Source organism: Bacillus cereus group sp. MYBK5-2 (assembly GCF_051915685.1).
GTDB classification, from domain to species: Bacteria; Bacillota; Bacilli; order Bacillales; family Bacillaceae_G; genus Bacillus_A; species Bacillus_A cereus.
This window is the reverse complement of sequence record NZ_JBQAFE010000003.1, coordinates 81692-104709: the sequence shown is the minus strand read 5'-3', so window position 1 is coordinate 104709 and position 23018 is coordinate 81692. Positions and strand designations below refer to the sequence as shown.

Below are 23018 nucleotides of genomic sequence, written 5' to 3'. Positions count from 1 at the left end.
TGAGCAACGGTTTTTATTTTTCTTATACAAATATAAATGGATCTGTATGTAACTGCGAAGCATGAATGTGTACATTGAGTTTCTTTGCATCCACTTTTTCTTGTAATTGCTTTTGTACACCTTGTTTCATTACTTTTTCAACATTATGTCCTGGGTCAACTATATTTAAACCGAGCATCATCGCATCATGAGCAACATGATAGTACATGTCACCAGTTACATATACATCTGCTCCTTTAAATTTCGCTTGGTTTATATATTTATTACCATCTCCACCAAGTACAGCTACTTTACGCACTTTATCGTCTAACTTACCGACAACTCTTGCGCCCTTCACGTCTAATGATTGTTTCACATGTTCTGCAAATTGACCAAGCGTCATTTCTTCTTGTAAATATCCTATTTTTCCTAGGCCTAACGTTTCACCTTTATTATCAAGCGGATACACATCGTATGCTACTTCTTCATAAGGGTGCGCCGTTACCATTGCTTTAATCACTTTCCGCTGTAATGAAGCTGGAATAATCGTTTCGATTCGCACTTCTTCTACACGTTCTAACTGTCCAGTTTCCCCGATATAAGGATTTGTCCCCTCTTGAGGTACAAATGCGCCTGTACCCTCGCTACTAAACGTACAGTGGCTATAATTGCCGATATGACCAGCACCTGCGTCTCCTAATGCATTCCTTACTTCTTCTGCATGAGTGACTGGCACAAACACAACAACTTTTTTCATTTCTTCTGCATATGTCGGTGCCAAAACTTCTGTATTTTGCAATCCTAACGCCTCAGCAAGTAAATCATTTACCCCGCCCTTAGCAACATCCACATTTGTATGCGCTGCATAGATTGCAATATCATTTTTAATACACTTTTCAATAATTTTCCCATACGCCTTATCTGTATGAATCGCTTTTAACGGGTTAAAAATTAAAGGATGATGAGCAATAATGACATTTGCCCCTAATTGAATTGCTTCATCCACAACTTCTTCCGTTACATCTAACGCAATCAATACGTGCCGCACGGGTTTATTAAGCGCTCCAATCTGCAGGCCAATCTTATCTCCTTCCATCGCCAAATGCTTCGGATACATACTTTCAAATAAAGAAATAATTTCATGGCCATTTGGAATTTTACTCATGATAAAACCTCCCCTATCATTTTCATTTTCGCTTCTACTTCCCCACGCTTCGCTTTTGTTTCTTCAGAATCAGCTGCACGTTCTAACTGTTTTAAAATATTTTGGAAGTTTTTTAATTCTCCTTCCCATTTTTCAACGAAGGCTTCACTTTTTTCTGTTATTAAAAATGGTCCCATAAACAATTCAGCTTGTTTATTTTCAGAGTAAGGCGCTGCAACATTTCCTCGCTCCCCTACTAAAATTTCGTAAATTTTCCCATCTTCTTTTACGATTTTTTCATGGATAAGCTCCCAACCATTCTCAATAAACCATTCACGAATATGATGCGCTGCAATATTAGGCTGTAAAATTAAACGTGTTACACCTTCTAATTTTTCTTTACCACTTTCTAAAATGTCACGAATTAACGCTCCGCCCATTCCGGCAACCGTAATTACATCTACTTCTCCTGGTGCGATAACAGCTAATCCATTCCCTTTACGCACATCTACTTTATCTTGTAAACCACTTTCAGCTACAGTTGCTTGCGCAGAGCGAAATGGTCCATCTACGACCTCTCCTGCAACTGCTTTTGTAGCAATATTATTTATAATTGTATAACACGGTAAATACGCATGATCCGATCCAATATCAGCCACTGTAGATCCTACTGGTATTTCACGTACAACTTCTTCTAATCGTTTTGAAAGCTTTACTTCATTCATGTATTTCCATTACTCCTTCTCTTGTCAGTCTGTCTCCATGATAATGAATTTATAGTAGTTGTTGCAAGCCCATAACAACAATTCACTGCTCTATCATTCATCGTATTTTAGAAAATATAGAAAAACAAGCCCTTTGCATAAGCAAAAGGCTTGTCATACGGAACTTTATTTTTTCTTCGATAACCAATCAGCTACTTTAGCGGCTTGATCAGCTGGAACTATATTGGCAGGCATATTGCCTTTTCCTTTCGAAAGAATTTCTTTAATTTCATCCTTTGAAAGTTTCCCACCAATTTTTTGCAAGTTAGGTCCAACTGCCCCTTGTAACTGATCACCATGGCAGCTCGTACAACTTTGCTTCACAATATCTTCTGGTTTTGATGCCGTTTGTGCTGGCTTCCCGCCATTTTTTGCATCAGCTAACTCTTTAGATTTATTTAGCCCCTGAAATGAAAATACAAACATAACGATAATACCCAATGCTGCAATAAGAGCGAACGGAATCAGCGGATTACGTTTCATATCTCTTCTCCCCCTTCTATATCCCTAAATAGTTAGATGATTCAGTCATTTCCATTGTACTTGAAAACGCTCTATCAGAAAAGAGTAAACTACCACTCGTTAAAAATATTCCATAAATTCAGTTTATTGTTTTTTATTGTCATATCGCTTATTATTTCGATAATTATTAACGTTTCTCATCATATTTTTCGCTTTTCTACATATATTTTTGTATAGAATAAACAAAATTAATCGAAAAATCGAAAAATGAGCATTTGCAAATCAAAAGACAATTCTGTAAAATAAATTACAAGAAATTGTAATCGTTGCCGATAGCTAAATTTTAACAAAAATTAACAAAATAAAAAAGTTTACTTCACAATGGTGAAGTAAACTTAAAAAATAACCTATTCTAAGAAATCCTTAAGACGCTTACTACGGCTTGGATGTCTTAATTTGCGAAGTGCTTTTGCTTCAATTTGACGGATACGCTCTCTCGTTACGCCGAATACTTTCCCAACTTCTTCAAGCGTACGAGTTCGTCCATCATCTAAACCGAAACGAAGACGTAGAACATTTTCTTCACGATCTGTTAGCGTATCTAACACATCTTCTAATTGTTCTTTTAGCAATTCATAGGCTGCATGGTCCGCAGGCGATGTTGCTTCTTGGTCTTCAATAAAGTCACCTAAATGGGAGTCATCTTCTTCACCAATTGGTGTTTCAAGAGAAACTGGCTCCTGTGCAATTTTTAAGATTTCACGTACTTTTTCTGGAGCAAGATCCATTTCTTCACCAATCTCTTCAGGAGACGGTTCACGACCTAAATCTTGTAATAATTGGCGTTGTACACGAATTAACTTGTTAATCGTTTCAACCATATGAACTGGAATACGAATTGTTCGCGCTTGGTCTGCAATGGCACGTGTAATAGCTTGGCGAATCCACCAAGTTGCATACGTACTAAATTTGAAACCTTTACGATAATCGAACTTTTCAACAGCTTTAATTAGACCCATATTACCTTCTTGAATTAAGTCTAAGAAAAGCATACCACGGCCTACATAGCGCTTTGCAATACTTACTACAAGACGTAAGTTTGCTTCTGCAAGACGACGTTTCGCTTCTTCATCGCCTTCTTCAATACGCGTTGCAAGTCGAATTTCTTCTTCTGCAGATAGTAAGTCTACACGACCAATTTCTTTTAAATACATACGAACAGGATCGTTGATTTTAACCCCTGGTGGTACACTTAAATCATTGAGGTCAAACTCTTCTTCTGTTTTTGAAATTTGGCGATTATTAGGGCCTTCTTCGTTGTCATTATCACCAACTAAGTCAATGCCTTGTTCACCTAAATATTCATAGTATTCATCCATTTGATCGGATTCAATTTCAAATCCATTCATGCGTTCTGCAATCTCTTCATATGTAAGAACGCCACGTTTTTTTCCGAGCTCAGTGAGTTGTTCTTTCACTTGCTCAAGGGTCATTTCAGTTTCAATTTGTTTAGAACGAGCTGGTTTGTCAGCCATCTGTTCCCCTCCTTACGCGAGATACAAACATTCATTATACTAAAACTTTATCAAAAAAGCTATTTTCTCGCTTTTTGATTTTGTAAATATGCTACATAATATTTAGCAGCCTCTACAGGATCTGTTTTTTCCATTTGTTTCACTTTAAAGATGATCTCCATCTTTTCAAGTTTTTCCTGATGCCGTCTAAGCGTCTCCAAATGGCCTTGTAACACTTCTTCTGTGTATTCTGGATTAATAAATTCATCCGTCGAAATATCAGTGATAATATTTTTCAACTTTTCATCAGAGAGCCAACTTAAAAATGTTCCGACTGAAGGTTCATTTCCCTTTTCATAATATGCGTATAGTTCATATAAAATCCCTTTATGTTCTTCTGTATGAAAATCTTCTATATGGGATTCCATACGAACAGCTACTTCTGCACTTTGCAACATATGGTAAATAATTTCTCTTTCCGCTCTTTCAAAACCTGTTAACTTCGGTTTTGTTTGAACGACTTGAGACGGTTTAGCAACCTGCTTTATTTGTTTTTGCTGTACCTTTTGTTCTTTGCGATATTGGTGCAATTGATTCAAAAGTGTTTCCATTGAATACGAAAATTCTTGCGATAATGACTTCAAATATGACTCTGCCTGCATCGCATCTTGTAACAACGATAACTCTTTTAAAACACTTTTCACATATTCTTCTTTGCCAGACTCATCTTGCAAATTTTTCCCTAAACGCAAATAATTTATTTTAAAACCAACAAAACTCACACTTGATTTCACAAGATTTTCAAAAGCAGTAGTCCCATATTGTTGCACATATTCATCAGGATCAAGCTTATCTGGCAAGGATGTGACTTTCACTTGGCAACCAACTTTTAGCAATAATTGCCCTGCTTTCATCGTCGCTTCTCGCCCTGCTTTATCACCATCATAGCAAAGAACAACAGTTTCAACGTTACGTCGCAGAAGTTTTGCTTGTTCTTCAGTTAAAGCTGTTCCCATTGTCGCAACAGCTTCTTCCACACCACTTTTTACCGCAGCTAGCACATCGGCATATCCTTCGAAAAGAACCACTTGCCCACGCTTTCTAATAAATGGTCTTGCTTGGTGGAAGTTATACAACAATTTACTTTTGTGAAAAATCGGTGTTTCAGGACTATTTAAATATTTCGGAGTGTCATCTCCTAACGCCCTTCCACTAAACGCTATCACCTTACCTTGTAACGTATAGATCGGGAACATAACTCTTCCACGGAAGCGATCATAATGACTACCATCCTTCTCACTTCTTATTAGAAGGCCAGCTTGTTCCATAGTAGACAGCGATAAACCTCTTTTTTGTAAAATTTTCGTCGCTGCATCCCAAGCAGGTGATGCATAACCAATTTCAAACTTCTCAATCATCTCTTTCGTAATACCACGGTTTAATAAATATGAAAGTGCTTCATTTCCCTCTTCCGTATTTACTAATAAATGATGATAATACTTTTTCAATAATTCATGAGCTTGTTGCATGATGACAGTGTCATCAGATATGTCTTCTTGTTGTCCTTGCCCTGATGTATACTCTGCAACCGCAATTCCATTTCTTTCGCCTAGCTTTTGAACAGCCTCGGTAAAAGCCAGTCCTTCCATTTTCATTAAAAAGGAAAATACATTTCCACCTTCTCCACATCCGAAGCAATGAAAAATTTGCTTATCAGATGAAACAGAGAATGAAGGAGAATTCTCACCATGAAATGGACAAAGACCGAAATAGTTACGCCCCTGTTTTCTAAGTTGAACGTATTCACCAATGACTTCTACAATATCGGATGATGTCCGAATCTGTTCAACAACTTCTTCGGGAATTCTGTTCCCCATAACTCCATCTCCGTGTCGTATTTTGTATTCGATATAAATTAAAAAATTCCTTTATAATTCGACAATATTTTTCTAAACTTGTTAGAAAGTGTTGCCGATTACATTGTATAAACGATTTTGAACCTTTCCTATAGGTCCCTTATCTGTATAAATCGCATATACATACTTGCTATATAAAATTGTATACATTTGCTCATCTGTTACAAATGTATCTCTTAGAAACAATACATATACACCTTTTTACAAGAAGAGTAGCAAGCCACATATACTGTTTGATCTTGAGATTTGTAACTTTTTTATGTTGATCCATATAACAATCAACTACATTTTGTTCAGTATCTACAAAGATCCAATTGCCTTGCTATTTCCTTAAAGGATGAGCATATGATGCGACAAACAAAATTCCGACATGAAATTCCGCTCCAACTTGCACAATTTTAGCCTTCACGGGATATACATCTACACCAACTAATATGTTGTTGATGTTTTGCATATTTCTGTATTCTACATCCCTTCTGTGAATCCTTCCATAATGTGCGTTTTCTTGTATAGATTTTGTCGATTTAACGTAATTACATGTCTTTTTCGTAAATCCTATCCCTAGTTTATTCTGAAAAATTAAAGTCTAAACGTAAAATATAGGTTTTTATCACAATTTTTTATTATAATATATTTTCTTCAACTACGCTACATATCCCTTTATTTTTTCATCTTACATTTCAGGATGACAAACTCACACCTTGAATATACTAAAAGACAAAGGAGTATAAGTATAACCATTACACTACAATCTATTACAAAGTCCATAGGCACCATATTTCACACGAGCGAAAAAAGCACATTCACCTTTGGTAAATGTGCTAAAACATTTTTTGGTTTTGCACTGCATTCACAATAATATTTGCTGTTTCTTCAATCGCTTTATTCGATACATCGATTACTTGGCAATTTATTCTACTAATTACTTCCTCAAAGTGATCAATTTCTTCTTGAATACGATTAATATTTGCATATGTTGCTCCATCACTTAATCCAAGTGATTTTAATCGTTCTTTTCGAATATGATTTAACTTATCTGGCGTAATTTTCAAACCGAAACATTTTTCTTTTGCCACTTGATATAGTTCTTCAGGTGGGTCAACTTCTGGCACGAGTGGTACATTCGCAACTTTCAAGCGTTTGTTATGAGCTAAATATTGGGAAAGTGGTGTTTTTGATGTACGCGAAACACCAATCAACACGATATCTGCTTTTAAAATACCTCGTGCATCTCTGCCGTCATCATACTTCACAGCAAACTCAATCGCTTCAATCTTTTTAAAGTATTCTTCATCTAACCTACGGACAACACCTGGCTCATATCTCGGCACTTGCCCCGTAATTTCTTCAATTTGATCAATAAGAGGGCCGATAATATCGTATGCCTCTACCCCTTCTTTTGCAGCCTCTGTTACTAAATACTGGCGCATATCAGGCTTAACTAACGTAAAACATATAAGTGCTTGATTACTCTTAGCAATCGAAATCACTTCTTTTAATGTCCCTGTATCTTCTACATACGGTACACGTCTAATATCAGGAGCAAACGGGAATTGCCCCATTGCTGCTCGAACAACCAAATCAGCCGTTTCTCCTACAGAGTCAGATACGACATATACGATTTTATTATCCATTACATTACCTCACTTTAAACAAATTACACTTATTCGTTATTTACTAAATTTACAAACGCACGTGTAATATTTGTTTTTGTAATTCGCCCAATCACTTCTAAACCTTGTTTCGTATCTTTTACAACTGGCATTGCATCAATCTGTCTTTCTATTAATTCCATCGCAATATCATATAAAGAATCCTCTCTACGACACATCGCAATGTTTGGCATCCTTGTCATGATAATATTAACCGGAAGAGAGGTTAAATCCTGCTTTCCTAAGCTCGCTCTTAATAAATCTTTACGAGACACAACACCAACTAATAGAGTCATCTGATCTACAACGAACAATGTACCAACGTCCTCTAAAAACATCGTACAAATTGCATCGTATACGGAAACATTTTTATCAATTACAACCGGTCTAGATTGATAATCTTGTACTTTAATTTTCTTAACAGCTTCAGATAATAGCTGCCCCCCAGTTTTACCCGTATAAAAATAACCTACGCGTGGACGTGCTTCTAAATAACCAGCCATCGTTAAAATTGCTAAGTCTGGTCTTAGCGTCGCACGTGTTAGACCCAATTGCGCTGCAATTGATTCCCCTGTAATAGGACCGTGATCTTTTACAATCTGAATGATATGTTCTTGCCGTTTATTCAGCTCTATGATAATCACCACCTTTAATGCACAACGAAAAAAGTTATACTATCTCTTAAATATTATATACTAAATATGCTATTCGAAAAAGAAAGTATGTAAAAAGGACCGTATACGGCCCAAAATTATATTTGAAACTTATCAAGTTGTTCTAAAAAACGTCTTGATTTCAAATAAATTCCGCAATATTCATCATAATATGTATTCAATACTAAACGCATTTGTTTTTTTGTGCTATCCTTTACCGATACATTTCCGAGCCTATGTAAATCGAAATGGAAGAAAAGGCGTAATAATTTATGAACAGCTTCTCCTACCGGTATACGATATGGGTCTTGCTCTGCATGACGTGAGCACAGAAAACCGCCTTCCCTTACGGAGAAGGCGACAAAGTCTGTTTCTTGATGACAAATCGCACATGTATCAAAGTACGGGCGCATCCCTAATACCGGAAGCATTTTCGTTTGATAAATTAATGATAATACTTCTGGATCAACACCCTCACACATATAATGCAACGTTTGATATAACATTTCAAATAAATACGGATTATGTTTTTTATCTTCTGTTGCTTTATCAGTTAACTCAACAATAAATGATGCATAAGCAGTTAAAAATATATCCTCGCGAATTTCTTTCATAGTTGAAATAATCTCGCCTTGTTGCAATGTTCCAAGCCCAGATCCCATTTGAATTAGAAAATGGCCATGTGTCATTAATTGCGACACAGATGCTAATCGGCTTTTCGGTTTTTTTGCCCCTCTTGCCATTGCACTTACCTTACCAAGTTCTCTTGAGAATATTGTAACAATTTTGTTCGTTTCTCCGTAATCTGTCGTACGGATAACGATGCCCTCAACTTTTTGAAACATGTTCGTCACCATCCAAGGTTTGAACAAAACGGGTCAAGAAATTGGAGAGTCTAGATGCGCTAGCTCCTCTTCATGTTGATCCATCTCATCGTTTACGTCTTTTTCCATTTCTTTCAAAAGCAAGTACGTTTCAATGCTTCCTGTTTTGGAGAAAAACTTCCAGGTAAAATCTAGCATAAGAATCCACCTTTCTCAATAAGCGTAGCCTATAAACCAATTTCCTTTGTTGTTATTAAATTGACCCATTTTGTCCATTTTCATGTGAGAAAAATTTTTCCTAATTTATCAAAGTTCATAAAAACCAATAATCAGTGGATGAACCAACCATCCACTGATTACAACTTTACTCTATTTTAGTACTCATCCTCGCGGAAACCTAGGTCACGAAGCTGAGACATTTTATTACGCCAATCTTTTTGCACTTTTACCCATACTTCTAAAAATACTTTAGAACCAAGTAGCGCTTCAATATCAAAACGAGCTCGCTTACCAACTTCTTTTAACATTTTCCCTTGTTTTCCGATGATGATTCCTTTTTGTGATGCACGTTCAACAACAATCGTTGCATTTATATAAACTGCCCCGCCCTCACGCTTTTGAATCGCATCGATAACAACAGCCACAGAATGCGGCACTTCTTCACGTGTTAAATGTAGTACTTTCTCACGAATAAGCTCTGCAATAATAAATCTCTCCGGATGATCCGTTACTTGATTCTCTGGATAGTATTGTGGTCCTTCTGGTAAATACTTTTTAATTGTTCCAATTAAAGCGTCCACATTATTACCGTCTAACGCAGAAATTGGTACAATCTCTGCAAATTCATGTAGTTTACGATATTGATCAATTAACTCTAGTAATTGCTCTGGATGAAGTTGGTCAATTTTATTAATGACTAAAAATACTGGTTGTTTCGTTTCTTTTAATTTCTCAATGATGAATTCCTCACCACGACCAAATCCTTCAACTGCATTAACCATAAACAGAACAATATCAACTTCTTTTAATGTCGTTTGAGCCATCTTTACCATGAAGTCGCCTAATTTATGTTTAGGTTTATGTATTCCTGGTGTATCAATGAAAATAACTTGTGCATCATTTTCTGTATATACACCTTGAATTTTATTACGAGTCGTTTGTGGCTTATCACTCATAATAGCAATTTTCTGGCCAATAATACGGTTTAAAAATGTAGATTTTCCAACATTCGGTCTGCCAATAATAGAGACAAAACCTGATTTATAACCTTTTCTATTCATGTAAATCCTCCGCTAAAAATGCTCCTGGTAACAATTCTCCGACTGTCGTCTCTTGAACGTCACCATGTAAGTTTGATAAGTATACTTTCGTATCCTGTTTACATAATTCTACCATAACTTGTCGACATGCTCCACAAGGAGGTACTGGACGCTTTGTATCTGCTACAACCGCAATGGCTACAAATTCGTTATCTCCTTCAGAAACCGCCTTAAATAAAGCTGTTCTTTCAGCACAATTACATAAGCCATATGATGCATTCTCAACATTACATCCACGATACACTTTTCCATCGCTCGTTAATAATGCTGCACCTACTTGAAATTTAGAATATGGTACGTACGCTTGTTTACGCGCTTCGATTGCTTCTAGAATTAATTGTTTACTATTCATATTCCCGCATCCTTCCTGTTCACAGCTATGAAGAGATACACTCTCTCATTAAAGGCCCTTACGGCACTTCCAAAGCTTAATAAAAGCTTCGGAATGCAACTATACCATATACGGTAAAAAGATAATAGCACCAATTATAACAGCTATAATTGCAAACAATAAAACCGCTCCTGCCGCAACATCCTTTGCAATTTTTGCAAACGGATGAATATCGGCAGTCGCTAAATCTACCGTTTTTTCCACAGCCGTATTTACCATCTCTAAACTCATTACACTCCCTATTACAATAAGTAATATCATCCACTCTATTTTCGTAATATGGAAATAAAAGCCGCAGCATATAACAATGACTGCGGCTAAATAATGGATTTTCATATTTCGTTCATGACGAAAACAAAAGAATATACCAGCTATAGCATATCTAAAACTATCTATAAGTTTTCCTTTTTTCATCGTCCTAATCCAAAAGCTTCTAAAATTTCTTTTTGTCTTCCGAACATTTCTTTTTCATCTTCTTCTGTCATGTGATCATAACCAAGTAAATGTAAAAAGCCATGTAACGCCAAAAATCCAAGTTCACGATCGAAAGAATGTCCGTACTCTTCAGCTTGCTCTTTCGCCCTTGGAATAGAGATAATAAGATCACCTAACATGCGCGGCATCTCTGCGCCAACAATCTCCATTTCTCCTTCTCCCATCTCTTCCATAGCAAAGGATATTACATCTGTAGGTTGATCTTTATCTCGGTAATCACGATTAATTTCTCTAATGCGCTCATTATCTACAAATGTCACCGATACCTCCGCACCAGCCTCGATATTTTCCATTTGAGCTGCTTTTTCTAACACTTCACGAATTAAACTCATATACTCTTCTTTTACTTCTTCTGTTTCATCAATAAAATCAATTAACAAACTCATTCTTTCTCCTTTTCTTCCGGAGGTTCCGGATATGTAATACGCGAATGGAAAATACCATTTAACGTTTCACACAACGTTTTTCCAACGATTTGTAGTTCCTTAAACGTCAAATCACATTCACTAAATTGACCGTCTTGCAGTCGATCTTTAATAATACTTTGCACCAAATTATTAATTTGTTCTGGCGTTGGGTGATTCATAGAACGTACCGCAGCTTCTACACTATCAGCAATACCAACAATTGCCGATTCTTTCGAAGTTGCTTTTGAACCTGGATAACGGAACATCTCTTCTGTATATTTTTCTTTATCTTCTTTAATAGCTTTATAATAAAAATATTTCAGTAACGTTGTACCGTGATGTTGCCCAGCGATATCAATAATTTCTTGTGGAATATGATATTCTTCGAGCATTCTTACTCCATCCGTTACGTGAGCAATTATAATATCTTTACTTGTTACAGGATCTAATTTATCATGCGGGTTTTCAATTCCCATTTGGTTTTCAATAAAGAATTGCGGTTGTACTGTTTTTCCTACATCATGATAATATGCCCCTACACGCGCTAATACACCATTTGCCCCGACTGCTTCACAAGCAGCCTCAGAAAGATTCGCTACCATTACACTATGATGATATGTCCCTGGCGCTTCTAACAAAATTCTGCGTAAAAGTGGATGATTTGGGCTTGATAATTCCATAAGCTTCATACTTGATACGATTCCAAGTCCACTTTCTAAATATGGTAAAATCCCCATAGCCAAAACGGATGATATAATCCCTGAAAGTGAAGCCATTAATAATTGCGTACCAATTTCAAGAGGCGAAAAATTCCCATTACGTAATAATAAGAGCGCCGCCAATACGACTACATTTAATACAGAAACGAGTATACCAGCTTGTAAAATCATTGTACGACGATTTTTTTCTCGCAAGAAAATACTAACCGATAACGAACTTAACAATACGTAAATCCCTACACTATAATTTAATGTACTCGTTACTCCTTCATTAAACATAATACTTCCGCATACAGAAAAAATCATACTCGTTAAAAAGACAAATCGATCACCAATCATTAGTTTTACAAGTATTGTTCCCATCGCAACTGGGACAACATATGCAATCCCTGCGTATTCAAGTTTTTGAAACAAACTAATGATTTTCATTAAGACGATTGTGATAGACAAAATTGTAATATACGCTAAAACATACGGTCTATCTTCTCTTTTTCTCTTTAAAAATAATTCAAATTGTTTATGCATAAAGTATAGTAACACACCAATGAGTACCGCTAATCCAACATAAGGTTGAAAACCGTTCCCTTTTTCTAACAAACCAACTAATTTCAACTGATTATACACATCACTTGAAATTGTTTCACCTTCTCTAACAAGAACTTGTCCTTGAAGAATATAAACAGGTGGAACTAAATCTTCCTCTGCTTTTCTCTTCTCTTTCGTTAAGATTGGGTCATAAAAATAGTTAGCTGAAATTGCATATCTTCCTAGCGCCTTAATTGATTCTTTTAAACCATTATCAACATTAACACTATTCATCTCACTTACATATCGTTCTTTCGCATCTTTCAATTCGTCCATTTTAATATGCTCAGTCATGATACTATTAATCGCTGTGACCGCAGCATCTTTCGCTAATACTAATTGGCTCGGATCTGCATTAATCAAATTCAGTAAGTTTGAATCAGATAACTCTTTCGTTAAGTCAGCGGGTAGTTTCTTTTTTAACTTGTCCACTTTCTCAGCATCAGTCATCTTTTTTTGATCATCCGGTCCAACAGCTTTAATCTCTTGCACCACTTCATCCACTTTAGCAAAGACGTCATTCACAATATCAACTTTGTTTTGTTTATACTCACTTTTATATGTATATTGATCTTCAACTTTTGTAGCGGCTTCTTTTTTCTTTTTATCCGTTGTAACTTTATCTTCAATTTTTATAGGAGAATGGATTGTCTTTTTCGCAATAGAATACATATTAACATCTAATTGTTCTGGTTTTACATTATTCATAAGCGCAAAAAACAGCACTGCTCCTAACACAACGTAAGAAATCCAACTTAGTTTTTTCGAATGTTGTAAATTACGAAACCACTTAGAAATTTCTTGAGATCTTGACATGATTTCAATACCTTCTCCTCTCCAGAAATAAAGTGAAACTATTTATAGCTTTCATTTCTTCTACCAAACGATACTTTGAGGCAATATTTTATACACTAGTACCAATAGTTTATTTTCCTTATCTTTCATGATAGTAAAAAATATGACGTTCGCCAACCTTATCATACAAAAAGAAATGATCCTGACAAATAGGATCATTCCATTTTATCATATGCCTCAATAATACGTTGCACCAATGGATGTCTCACAACGTCCGTTTGTTCTAATGTAATAAATGACAGACCTGATACACCAGATAAAATATTAGCAGCTATAGATAGCCCTGATTTTACCCCTTTTGGCAAGTCTACTTGTGAAGGGTCCCCTGTAATAACCATTTTAGAACTAAAACCTAATCTTGTTAAAAACATTTTTATTTGAGCACCCGTTGTATTTTGAGCCTCATCTAAAATAACAAATGAATCATCAAGCGTACGCCCCCTCATATAAGCAAGCGGAGCTATTTCAATTACTCCTCGCTCCATCATACGCTGCGTATATTCTTGTCCAAGAATATCATGTAAAGCATCATATAACGGGCGTAAGTATGGATCTACCTTCTCTTTCAAATCCCCTGGTAAAAAACCTAAATTTTCTCCAGCTTCTACAGCAGGTCTTGTTAAAATAATTTTCTTTACATATCCTTGTTTTAAAGCCCTCACAGCCATTACTACAGCTAAATATGTTTTTCCAGTTCCTGCAGGCCCTATCCCAAAGACAATATCATTCTTCTTCATCGCATGAATATATCTTCTTTGCCCCATTGTTTTTACACGAATGGATTTACCTTTTGCAGTCTTGAAAATTTCTTCCTCATATAACTCTTCAAATTGAGCAATTTTCCCTTGTTGTGCAAGCTGAATCGCATACGCAACATCTCTCTCTGAAATTGATATACTTTTACGAATTACAACAAGTAATTGCTGTAAGATTTTTTCTACGAGTGCCACCGTTTCAACTGCCCCAGATACATGAACAGTTTCTCCTCTAGTTACGATCGATACATTCAGTTCTCGTTCAATTACTTTTAAATGCGCATCATTAACTCCAAAAAGAGCGATTGCTTCGTTAGCATTTTCCAATTGTTGGTTCATTTCTACTAATTGTTCTGCCATTACTCAGTCTCCTTGAATATCGGATTCGGATATTGGTTGTGGCTCTGCAATATTTTCAACCACAGTATAATGCAATGTGACTTTTAGTTGATCCGCCTCAACCTCTTTACTCAAAATCTTATCACTTACAATCATAGCATGTTCATCCAATTTTTTCTTTAGTTCTTTTTCGGCCATCTCCTTCGCTACTTTCAGCGCTTGCTTTTCTGTATATTCTCGATTCGCTTCTTCTTCTTCTCTCACAACATCTTTTTCATATGCAATCGGCAATGTAAAACCAAATAATTTCACATCATGCTTTACACTTTCAGTACGAGAGCGTTTATACTTATCATGCTGAAATCCCCATATTTTTATTTTCGTATCCCCGAATTTAAGAAAATGTTCATTGTATACATTACCAGTATACACTTGGAATTGCGTCTTTAACGGGACATCCACCTTAGATGTATACCACGTTTCGCCATATACAATACCTTTCGCTGAAACAATCGTCGGACTTTCCTCATTACCATATATTCCCGATACGAGAATCTGTCCTTTTTCTACATGATCATTTTTCAGTACAACCGGCTTTCCAACTTCTACAAACGTTTTTGTAATAATCGCTTCTTTTTTTGCTACTAAATTTTGTGGCCTTTGTTCCTTTTCTTTCTTCGGTTCGTTTTTTTCAACAATTTTAAAATGATAAGTCGTTCCCCTTACTTCTAGTCCCGCCCAAGTAATGGCATTAATATTATCTGTCAAATGGCGTTGCACATCTTCTACATTCGGCATTTGAAATTGTAGTTTCCCTTTTTTAATACCCATTTTATCCAATTCTTTCATCAATATATATTCTGTTTCAGGTTTAGCTCCTGTAATTTCAATTTTCCAAACCATATTTGACATTGCAATCACACCAAAAAAGAAAATTAAAAAACCAATTAAAAATCCACTGTTTTTAATTAAACGTTTATTCCAAAAAGGAAAACCATAACGTCCAATAAAATATAATTTACATTCATTTTTTCTATAAATTGGTTTTATTTTTTTCACATCGCGTAACAACATACAAAAAACTAACGTTTCATCAGCTATCTTTTTAACATCCCAAACTAATAAATTCCTCCGTACACATTCATTAACAAACCGTTCCGCTCCTCTACCTTCAATTCGCACTTTTACATATCCAAGCCACTTTATAAACCATTTATTTTTCATTTACCACCTTCACTACCTTTCTAAAAGTAGATATACTACTTTTTATTTGAAGCATTAAAATAGCTCGTACTAAAATAAAACAGAGTAAAACTGTAATCAGTCTCTATCAACGGAGCTTTTACAGGATAAAGAAGAAAAACTTCACAAATGGAAGTTTCACTTCAATCACCTTTTTTTTCATTTTCTAAAAATGTTACTTGCTCAATTATCCCCTCGAGTAAAAGCTCTTCTGGAAGAATCGTTTTAATAACAAAGGATTGTCCTTTAATTAATAATTGACCGTGTTTTAAAAGCAATCGCACTTCTTTATCTGAAAACACTAATAACCCCCGATGATTTTCTATATAAATATGTATTTGCCCAACAAGAGTAATCCGAGGTAGATCCATTAATACATCCACTGGTAGGTCTACTTGTTTTGTCAACCAATTTTTCATTTGTTCTAATTTCTTCATCTCGAAAGACCCCCTCTCATCCCATATATATGTATTTCTTCACAAGTGCCTATCGTGTTATAACGACTTCACTAACATAACTATATTCTGCAAGAGTTCATATCATGTTAATTAAAACAGTCGCTATATGAAATCATATTTGTCAGGACAATGATGGATCAGAGGATGTTACCTTTAATAATAGAAGTATTAATACAAGAATATGCGCCCCTACAGGATATCAGTACAAGTTACATTAAGAAATTGAGCCTAGCAAGAAGTTGGAAACTTGAAAAAACCTGTTACAATTCGTTCTGGACGTGACATACTGACCATAGAATAAGTAGTTGTCATTCATTAGACAAATGAGATAAAATCCGAAAAAGGAAATTGCTCCACTCTGAATTTTGCGGTGTAAGTAAGAATATTTTATAGGTGGTTGTTATATGAATTTCAAAAAAATATTAGGATTCATTAAAAAACAAAAAAATGAATTAATAAGCGAGGAAATACGAAAGGAAATTGGATTTAGTCAAGAAATTTTGAATGTTATAAAACAAGTTACTAACAGCAGCATCCAGCCCTTTTATGCAACTGATTCAAAATCTAAAATAGCCGGAGTCTCTTTCGTTACCTTTGAGGATTCTGCTGAACAGCAAGTTATAAAACTTCAATCTGAGGTTCAGAAACTTGGATACTTAGCTTTTATTTGCGAAAGAAGTTTTAGTCAAGGAAGTAAGAGTGAGTGTAGAATTGCAATTACACAAGGAAATGACCAATTTGATATCCTTACAATCCAACAAACAAATGGCGTTAATTACGAAGTTAGCAATATAGATGTTATTTTTAAACTAAGAAAATGGAATGATCGCTATCCTTTTATCATAATCGGTGCAGATCATGACTGGGTTGATGCCATTTTTAGCGCGTTACCTACAGACGAAGAAATGTATGAATTTTGTCCAGATATAGTGGAACAAGGAACAGAAAGCATTGAGGAGTTAGTCGAAGAAATTAAGAAAACGAAAAAGCTTTTTTTATGGTGGGATTAATCATAACTAAGGCCGTTACCTTTTTTTACATACCAGAGGCGTTTCTATCACTTACAGAAACGCTTTTTAAGCAATATAGCGTTTTTCCTTAATAAGAACAATAAAAAAACGTCTCATACGAAATGAGACGTTTTTTTATGCTAATAGCTGGATAACCAGCTTATTCACAAGTGATCCGTCTGTTTTACCTTTTACTTTCGGCATAACAGCAGTCATCACCTTACCCATATCTGCTTTAGAAGTCGCACCAACTTCAGAAATAACTTGCTTGATTACATCAACTAGTTCTTCTTCAGTTAATTGCTCTGGCAAATATGCGCTTAAAATCTGAATTTCACTTTGCAGTTTATTAACAAGGTCTTCACGACCAGCTTTTTTAAATTCAAGGAGGGAGTCCTTATACTGTTTTACTTCACGAGCTAAAACTGTTATTTCCTCTTCTTCAGTAAGAGTATGTTGCAGTTTAATACCTTCATTTTGTAAAGCAGCCTTAACCATACGAATAACGGTTAATTTTTCTTTTTGTTTATTCTTCATCGCTTGTTTCATATCATCGTTTAAACGACCGAGAAGACTCATAACTTACACCCTCTCTTAGAATTTACGCTTTCTTGCCGCTTCAGATTTCTTCTTACGTTTTACACTTGGTTTTTCATAAAACTCGCGCTTTCTTGCTTCAGCAAGTGTACCAGTTTTAGAAACCGATCTTTTAAAACGGCGAAGTGCATCCTCCAAAGACTCGTTTTTACGAACGACTGTTTTTGACATTCTCTTTCCCTCCCTCCGAAACATCACACTTACATACTAACTTCAGCATGCAAAAAGAAACACTTCTTCAGCATGTCTTTTACGATTATAATACATTTTATCACTTCAGGTCAACTATTTGGCAGAATAAAAGAAGAATAGAAGCATTTCCTTTTCAAAAGTTATACAAATAGCTAGTATCCTTCTTTCATGAAGACAACTATATTTTTATCATTTCAACTTTTTTCATACAGGGATGCACGAAATGCCTCTCCACCTTCTAGTACTTAACCGCTTCAAATAAAGAAAGCATGCAAACCGTTTCCGGTTGCACGCTCTTTTTTATGCGCTTGCTGATTCTTTTTTCACATCATCTTCAAGAACACGAACAAATTGCGCTTCGTTATATGGATAACCAGCTTTCGTAATTTTCACTTTCACTAGCTTACCAATTAATTCTTCTGATCCTTCAAATACAATTTTCAAGTAGTTATCTGTATACCCTACATATAACCCTTCACGGTCGCCGTCTTTAAATTGCTCTTCTGGAATGATTTCAAGCACTTCACCTTCAAACGCTGATGCATATTCTTTCGCTAATTGATTAGATAGCTCAATTAAACGATGAACACGATCATTCTTCACATCTTCAGGAACTTGATCTTCCATGCGTGCTGCAGGTGTTCCTGTACGTTTTGAGTAAGGGAACACATGTAACTCAGAGAAGCGGTTCTCTTTAATGAAATTGTATGTTTCCATGAATTCTTCTTCTGTTTCACCTGGGAAACCAACGATTACGTCAGATGTAATCGCAAGGCCTGGTAACGCTTCTTTCAAACGATCTAAACGCTCTTGGAAGAATTCCATCGTATATTTACGACGCATACGTTTTAATACAGTATTAGAACCAGATTGCAACGGAATATGCAAGTGACGTACAACTACTTCAGATTTATCTAACACTTCAATTACTTCATCTGAAATTTGACTCGCTTCAATAGAAGAAATACGAAGACGTTTTAATCCGCCTACTTCCGCTTCCATATCACGAAGTAATCCAGCTAAGTTATAATCTTTTATGTCTTCGCCGTATCCACCTGTATGAATACCCGTTAATACGATTTCTTTATAGCCTGCATCCACTAATTGTTGCGCTTGTTTAATAACTTCTTTTCCATCACGAGAACGCATTAAACCGCGCGCCCAAGGAATGATACAGAATGTACAGAAGTTATTGCAACCCTCTTGTATTTTTAAAGACGCACGTGTACGATCCGTGAAATAAGGTACATCAAGTTCTTCGTACACACGTGTTTTCATAATATTGCGGACAGCATTAATTGGTTGACGCTCTTTACGGAATTCTTCGATGTAACCTAACATCTTTTCACGATCCTGTGTACCAACTACAATATCTACACCTGGAATCGCCATAATTTCAGCTGGAGATGTTTGTGCATAACATCCCGTTACGCAAATAACTGCATCTGGATTTTGACGCACAGCACGTCTGATTACTTGACGGCTTTTTTTGTCCCCAGTATTCGTTACTGTACATGTGTTAATAACATATACATCAGCTTTCTTTTCATATTCTGTTCTTTCATAACCACCTTGTTTAAACAATTGCCAAATGGCTTCTGTTTCATAGTGGTTTACTTTACAACCTAACGTATGGAACGCAACAGTTGACATTGATCATCACCCCATCAATTCAAAATGATACGAAGCAGCACTTAACGCGTATAACGGCGCCGTTTCTGTTCTTAAAATTCTTGGTCCTAAACTACATGGTACAAATTTATGTTCACGAAGCGCTGTAATCTCTTCCTCAGCTAAACCGCCTTCTGGGCCAAATACAATCAATAGCTTTTGACCTGGTTTCATTGTCGTTAAAGCTTTCGCAAAATTAGATTTCTCGCCTTGTTTTGCTTCCTCTTCGTAAGCAACAAGACAAGCATCATACTCACCACTCATTGAAAGCAATTGCTTAAATGATGCCGGAGCATGTACTTCTGGAATTTCACTTCTATGTGATTGTTCCGCAGCTTCTTTCACAATTTTTCTTAAACGCTCAACTTTTTTATCAGCTTTTTTCGCATCCCATTTTACGATAGAGCGAGATGCTTGAAATGGTAAGAATGCAGCTGCCCCAAGCTCAGTTCCTTTTTGAAAAATTAACTCTAGCTTGTCTCCTTTTGGCAGTCCACTTGCAATCGTCACGAAAACAGGAAGTTCACTTGACGCCTCTACCCATTCTACAATAGCCGTATTAATAAATTCACTGGTAATTTCATCAATTGAACATACTGCTGTTTTTCCATTTACACAGCAATAAATATGATCACCAGCTGACATACGCATCACTCTTGCGATATGATGTACGTCATCACCTACAATGCGAATACTTGTCTCATTTACATATTTCTCTTCTACAAAATAACGTTGCATATAATCACCTTAGTAGAGTTTCGTTCCTTTCGTAAGTCAACACTTACGAAAAGAACGAAACGTTATCATTTTTCATATAACAAACGGCAAGTCCCTCACCTTATAGTGAGAGACTCCCCTTTTCATTATAGACTAAAATCTATATTACGCATTTCGTGCAATAATTGCTACCCAATCTTCCATTCGTAACACTTCTTCAATTGTAAATCCAGCTTTTTCTAGCGCCTCAGAAATTACTTTTTCCTTCGCAGCAATAATGCCCGATGTAATAAATAATCCACCTGACTTCACAACTCTTGCTGCATCTTCAGGGAATAATAGAATAATTTCTGCTAATAAGTTAGCTACGATTAAATCAACTGGACCTTCAATACCTTCTAAAAGACTATTTTGTCCAACAGACACGATATCATCTGTTTTATTTAAACGTACATTCATTTCTGCACTTTCAACCGCAACCGGATCTAAATCATACGCTTGAACAGAAGACGCACCTAATTTTGCTGCTGCAATACTAAGTACACCAGAACCTGTTCCTACATCAATAATATTGTCACCTGGCTGTACTGTTTTTTCTAAAGCACGGATACACATCGTTGTTGTTGGATGAGTTCCTGTACCAAACGCCATACCCGGGTCTAATTCAATGATTTTTTCATCAGGAGAAGATGGTGTATATTCTTCCCAAGTCGGTACGATTGTGAATGTATCAGAAATTTGTACTGGATGGTAATATTTTTTCCAAGCAGTAGCCCAATCTTCTTCATTGACTTCGTTAACGGTAATATTTCCAGTACCAATTTCGATGTCGTAAGATGGAAGCACATCAATAGATGATTTTACACCTGCAATCGTTTCATGTAAAGAATCCGTTTGCGGGAAATACGCTTTTATTAATACACCTTCCGCCGGATATTCATCTGGGTTCAATGCATAAATTTCACCATATTGTTGCTCGCGCTCTTTCGTTAACTCCGCTGGATCCTCAATCGCAACTCCACTAGCACCAGCTTCATGTAAAATATGAGAGACAGCTTCTACTGCTTCTTCTGTTGTATGAATACTAATTTCTGACCATTTCACAATTTACCAACTCCATTTTTTATTTCCATTATTCCCCTTTGAAAGCACGTTTAAGCTTTCCGAATAAACTATCATCCTGCTCTTCTTGTCCTGCAAATTCACGTAATAAATCTTTTTGCTGTGAAGTCAATTTCGTCGGTACAACAACACGAACGACTACATATTGATCTCCTTGGCCGTATCCACGTACATTCGGAGCACCTTTTCCTTTTAAGCGGAATTCTGTTCCAGTTTGTGTTCCTGCTGGAATTTTCAGCTTCACTTTACCATGAACAGTAGGAACTTCCACTTCATCACCAAGCGCCATTTGCGCAAATGTTAATGGCATTTCGCAAATAATGTGATCTCCTTCACGCTCGAAGAATTCATGATTTCTTACATGAACGACAACATATAAGTCTCCTGCTGGTCCGCCATTTACGCCGGCTTCACCTTTTCCAGACACTCGAATTTGTTGACCATTATCGATACCCGCTGGAATTTTAACATTGATTTTTTTACGTTTACGAACTTTACCTGAACCGTGACATGTCGTACATTTTTCTTTAATAATTTGTCCAGTTCCTGAACAATGACCACAAGCTTGACGGTTTACGATACGACCAAACGGTGTGTTTTGTTCAACACTCACTTGACCAGAACCTGAACAATGTTTACATGTTTCTTTTGAAGTTCCTGGTTTTGCTCCACTACCTTTACAAGTATCACATGGATCTTCTACTGGAATTTCCACATTTAATTCCTTACCAAAAATAGCTTCTTCAAAATCTAAAGTGACTTGATATTGTAAGTCAGCACCTTGGCGCGGAGCATTTGGATCACGACGTCTGCCGCCGCCACCGCCAAAGAAAGAACTAAATATATCTTCAAAACCGAAGCCACCGCCGAAGTCTCCTCCGCCGCCAAATCCACCGAATCCTTGATTTGCACCAGCATGACCAAATTGATCGTACTGCGCACGCTTTTGATCATCACTTAACACTTCATATGCTTCTTGTACTTCTTTAAACTTTTCAATTGCATTTTCTTCTTTGCTTACGTCTGGATGGTATTTTTTAGCCAAACGACGATACGCTTTTTTTATTTCATCTGTTGAAGCGCCCTTGCTAAGTCCAAGGACCTCATAATAGTCTCGTTTACTCATAAATTTACAACCCCCGAATCTTTCACATAAACGTAATTTTAACACCGAAAGAAAGTGCTTTGCAACAAAGTTTCCTCACTTACAGTATGCAAAGCGAAAAACTTAAGATC

26 protein-coding genes are annotated in these 23018 nt (G+C 36.2%); 1 reads left to right on the top strand and 25 read right to left on the bottom strand.

All coding sequences use genetic code 11. The features are described from left to right. Positions 1-22 precede the first annotated feature (22 nt). The 19 genes from ACTFP3_RS12810 to yqfC form a co-directional block, all read right to left on the bottom strand. Entirely contained in the window at positions 23-1144 is a 1122-nt protein-coding gene (locus ACTFP3_RS12810) for a Nif3-like dinuclear metal center hexameric protein (RefSeq protein ID WP_000036242.1), read from the bottom strand. Continuing rightward, complete coding sequence (locus ACTFP3_RS12805) at positions 1141-1848, bottom strand: tRNA (adenine(22)-N(1))-methyltransferase (RefSeq protein WP_001006542.1); 708 nt, start codon at positions 1846-1848, stop codon at positions 1141-1143. The genes ACTFP3_RS12810 and ACTFP3_RS12805 overlap by 4 nt, the downstream gene beginning before the upstream one ends. 165 nt (positions 1849-2013) lie before the next feature. Beyond that, on the bottom strand, positions 2014-2370 hold the full coding sequence (cccA, locus tag ACTFP3_RS12800; protein ID WP_000828141.1) for a cytochrome c550: 357 nt from the start codon (positions 2368-2370) through the stop codon (positions 2014-2016). Between the two features lie 386 nt (positions 2371-2756). After that, positions 2757-3884, bottom strand: a complete 1128-nt coding sequence (gene rpoD / locus ACTFP3_RS12795) for an RNA polymerase sigma factor RpoD (RefSeq protein ID WP_000764065.1) — start codon at positions 3882-3884, stop codon at positions 2757-2759. A 59-nt stretch (positions 3885-3943) separates the two neighbouring features. Continuing rightward, the gene (gene dnaG / locus ACTFP3_RS12790) at positions 3944-5740 is read right to left on the bottom strand and encodes a DNA primase (RefSeq protein ID WP_000528223.1); all 1797 of its coding nucleotides are present in this window, start codon (positions 5738-5740) and stop codon (positions 3944-3946) included. Positions 5741-5821: 81 nt separating this feature from the next. Beyond that, positions 5822-5965, bottom strand: coding sequence for a hypothetical protein (locus tag ACTFP3_RS12785; RefSeq protein ID WP_000479734.1), 144 nt, complete (start codon positions 5963-5965; stop codon positions 5822-5824). Between the two features lie 136 nt (positions 5966-6101). Next, entirely contained in the window at positions 6102-6233 is a 132-nt protein-coding gene (locus ACTFP3_RS12780; protein ID WP_002195798.1) for a hypothetical protein, read from the bottom strand. Between the two features lie 367 nt (positions 6234-6600). After that, complete coding sequence (locus tag ACTFP3_RS12775) at positions 6601-7413, bottom strand: pyruvate, water dikinase regulatory protein (protein WP_000368945.1); 813 nt, start codon at positions 7411-7413, stop codon at positions 6601-6603. Positions 7414-7442: 29 nt separating this feature from the next. Continuing rightward, positions 7443-8075, bottom strand: coding sequence for a helix-turn-helix transcriptional regulator (locus ACTFP3_RS12770; protein WP_000583756.1), 633 nt, complete (start codon positions 8073-8075; stop codon positions 7443-7445). A 107-nt stretch (positions 8076-8182) separates the two neighbouring features. Next, positions 8183-8929: a DNA repair protein RecO gene (recO, locus tag ACTFP3_RS12765; protein ID WP_000487009.1), complete on the bottom strand. Its 747-nt coding sequence runs from the start codon at positions 8927-8929 to the stop codon at positions 8183-8185. A 33-nt stretch (positions 8930-8962) separates the two neighbouring features. Further along, positions 8963-9106, bottom strand: coding sequence for a YqzL family protein (locus tag ACTFP3_RS12760; protein WP_000883924.1), 144 nt, complete (start codon positions 9104-9106; stop codon positions 8963-8965). A 176-nt stretch (positions 9107-9282) separates the two neighbouring features. Beyond that, entirely contained in the window at positions 9283-10188 is a 906-nt protein-coding gene (era, locus tag ACTFP3_RS12755) for a GTPase Era (RefSeq protein ID WP_001080230.1), read from the bottom strand. Beyond that, positions 10181-10579 carry a cytidine deaminase gene (locus tag ACTFP3_RS12750; protein WP_016123383.1) on the bottom strand — a complete coding sequence of 133 codons (399 nt, stop codon included), beginning with the start codon at positions 10577-10579 and terminating at the stop codon, positions 10181-10183. Before ACTFP3_RS12750 ends, era begins: the two co-directional genes overlap by 8 nt. A gap of 99 nt (positions 10580-10678) precedes the next feature. Next, positions 10679-11032 carry a diacylglycerol kinase family protein gene (locus tag ACTFP3_RS12745; protein WP_016123384.1) on the bottom strand — a complete coding sequence of 118 codons (354 nt, stop codon included), beginning with the start codon at positions 11030-11032 and terminating at the stop codon, positions 10679-10681. Beyond that, positions 11029-11499 carry an rRNA maturation RNase YbeY gene (gene ybeY / locus ACTFP3_RS12740; protein WP_136363636.1) on the bottom strand — a complete coding sequence of 157 codons (471 nt, stop codon included), beginning with the start codon at positions 11497-11499 and terminating at the stop codon, positions 11029-11031. Before ybeY ends, ACTFP3_RS12745 begins: the two co-directional genes overlap by 4 nt. Further along, complete coding sequence (locus tag ACTFP3_RS12735; protein ID WP_000091509.1) at positions 11496-13640, bottom strand: HD family phosphohydrolase; 2145 nt, start codon at positions 13638-13640, stop codon at positions 11496-11498. The genes ybeY and ACTFP3_RS12735 overlap by 4 nt, the downstream gene beginning before the upstream one ends. A 194-nt stretch (positions 13641-13834) precedes the next feature. Beyond that, complete coding sequence (locus tag ACTFP3_RS12730) at positions 13835-14794, bottom strand: PhoH family protein (RefSeq protein ID WP_000840501.1); 960 nt, start codon at positions 14792-14794, stop codon at positions 13835-13837. Positions 14795-14797: 3 nt separating this feature from the next. Further along, positions 14798-15997, bottom strand: a complete 1200-nt coding sequence (gene yqfD / locus ACTFP3_RS12725; protein WP_000792498.1) for a sporulation protein YqfD — start codon at positions 15995-15997, stop codon at positions 14798-14800. 161 nt (positions 15998-16158) lie between these two features. Next, positions 16159-16452, bottom strand: a complete 294-nt coding sequence (yqfC, locus tag ACTFP3_RS12720; RefSeq protein WP_000732269.1) for a sporulation protein YqfC — start codon at positions 16450-16452, stop codon at positions 16159-16161. 425 nt (positions 16453-16877) lie between these two features. Here yqfC and ACTFP3_RS12715 point away from each other — a divergent pair, with 425 nt between their 5' ends. Further along, positions 16878-17483, top strand: coding sequence for a DUF4253 domain-containing protein (locus ACTFP3_RS12715; RefSeq protein ID WP_326035932.1), 606 nt, complete (start codon positions 16878-16880; stop codon positions 17481-17483). 135 nt (positions 17484-17618) lie between these two features. On the opposite strand, the gene ACTFP3_RS12710 is transcribed toward ACTFP3_RS12715, so the two are convergent. The 6 genes from ACTFP3_RS12710 to dnaJ all read right to left on the bottom strand — a co-directional run bounded on the left by ACTFP3_RS12710 (position 17619) and on the right by dnaJ (position 22908). Further along, a complete protein-coding gene (locus tag ACTFP3_RS12710) occupies positions 17619-18062 on the bottom strand; it encodes a GatB/YqeY domain-containing protein (protein ID WP_000054562.1) in 444 nt (147 codons plus the stop codon). A 15-nt stretch (positions 18063-18077) separates the two neighbouring features. Further along, the gene (gene rpsU, locus ACTFP3_RS12705) at positions 18078-18251 is read right to left on the bottom strand and encodes a 30S ribosomal protein S21 (RefSeq protein ID WP_000048061.1); all 174 of its coding nucleotides are present in this window, start codon (positions 18249-18251) and stop codon (positions 18078-18080) included. A 321-nt stretch (positions 18252-18572) separates the two neighbouring features. Next, positions 18573-19925, bottom strand: coding sequence for a tRNA (N(6)-L-threonylcarbamoyladenosine(37)-C(2))-methylthiotransferase MtaB (mtaB, locus tag ACTFP3_RS12700; protein WP_000108679.1), 1353 nt, complete (start codon positions 19923-19925; stop codon positions 18573-18575). A gap of 6 nt (positions 19926-19931) precedes the next feature. Further along, positions 19932-20681 carry a 16S rRNA (uracil(1498)-N(3))-methyltransferase gene (locus ACTFP3_RS12695; RefSeq protein ID WP_001190154.1) on the bottom strand — a complete coding sequence of 250 codons (750 nt, stop codon included), beginning with the start codon at positions 20679-20681 and terminating at the stop codon, positions 19932-19934. Positions 20682-20825: 144 nt separating this feature from the next. Next, a complete protein-coding gene (gene prmA, locus ACTFP3_RS12690; protein ID WP_000872101.1) occupies positions 20826-21764 on the bottom strand; it encodes a 50S ribosomal protein L11 methyltransferase in 939 nt (312 codons plus the stop codon). 28 nt (positions 21765-21792) lie between these two features. Beyond that, positions 21793-22908, bottom strand: coding sequence for a chaperone protein DnaJ (gene dnaJ / locus ACTFP3_RS12685; RefSeq protein ID WP_000043947.1), 1116 nt, complete (start codon positions 22906-22908; stop codon positions 21793-21795). Between the last annotated feature and the right edge of the window lie 110 nt (positions 22909-23018).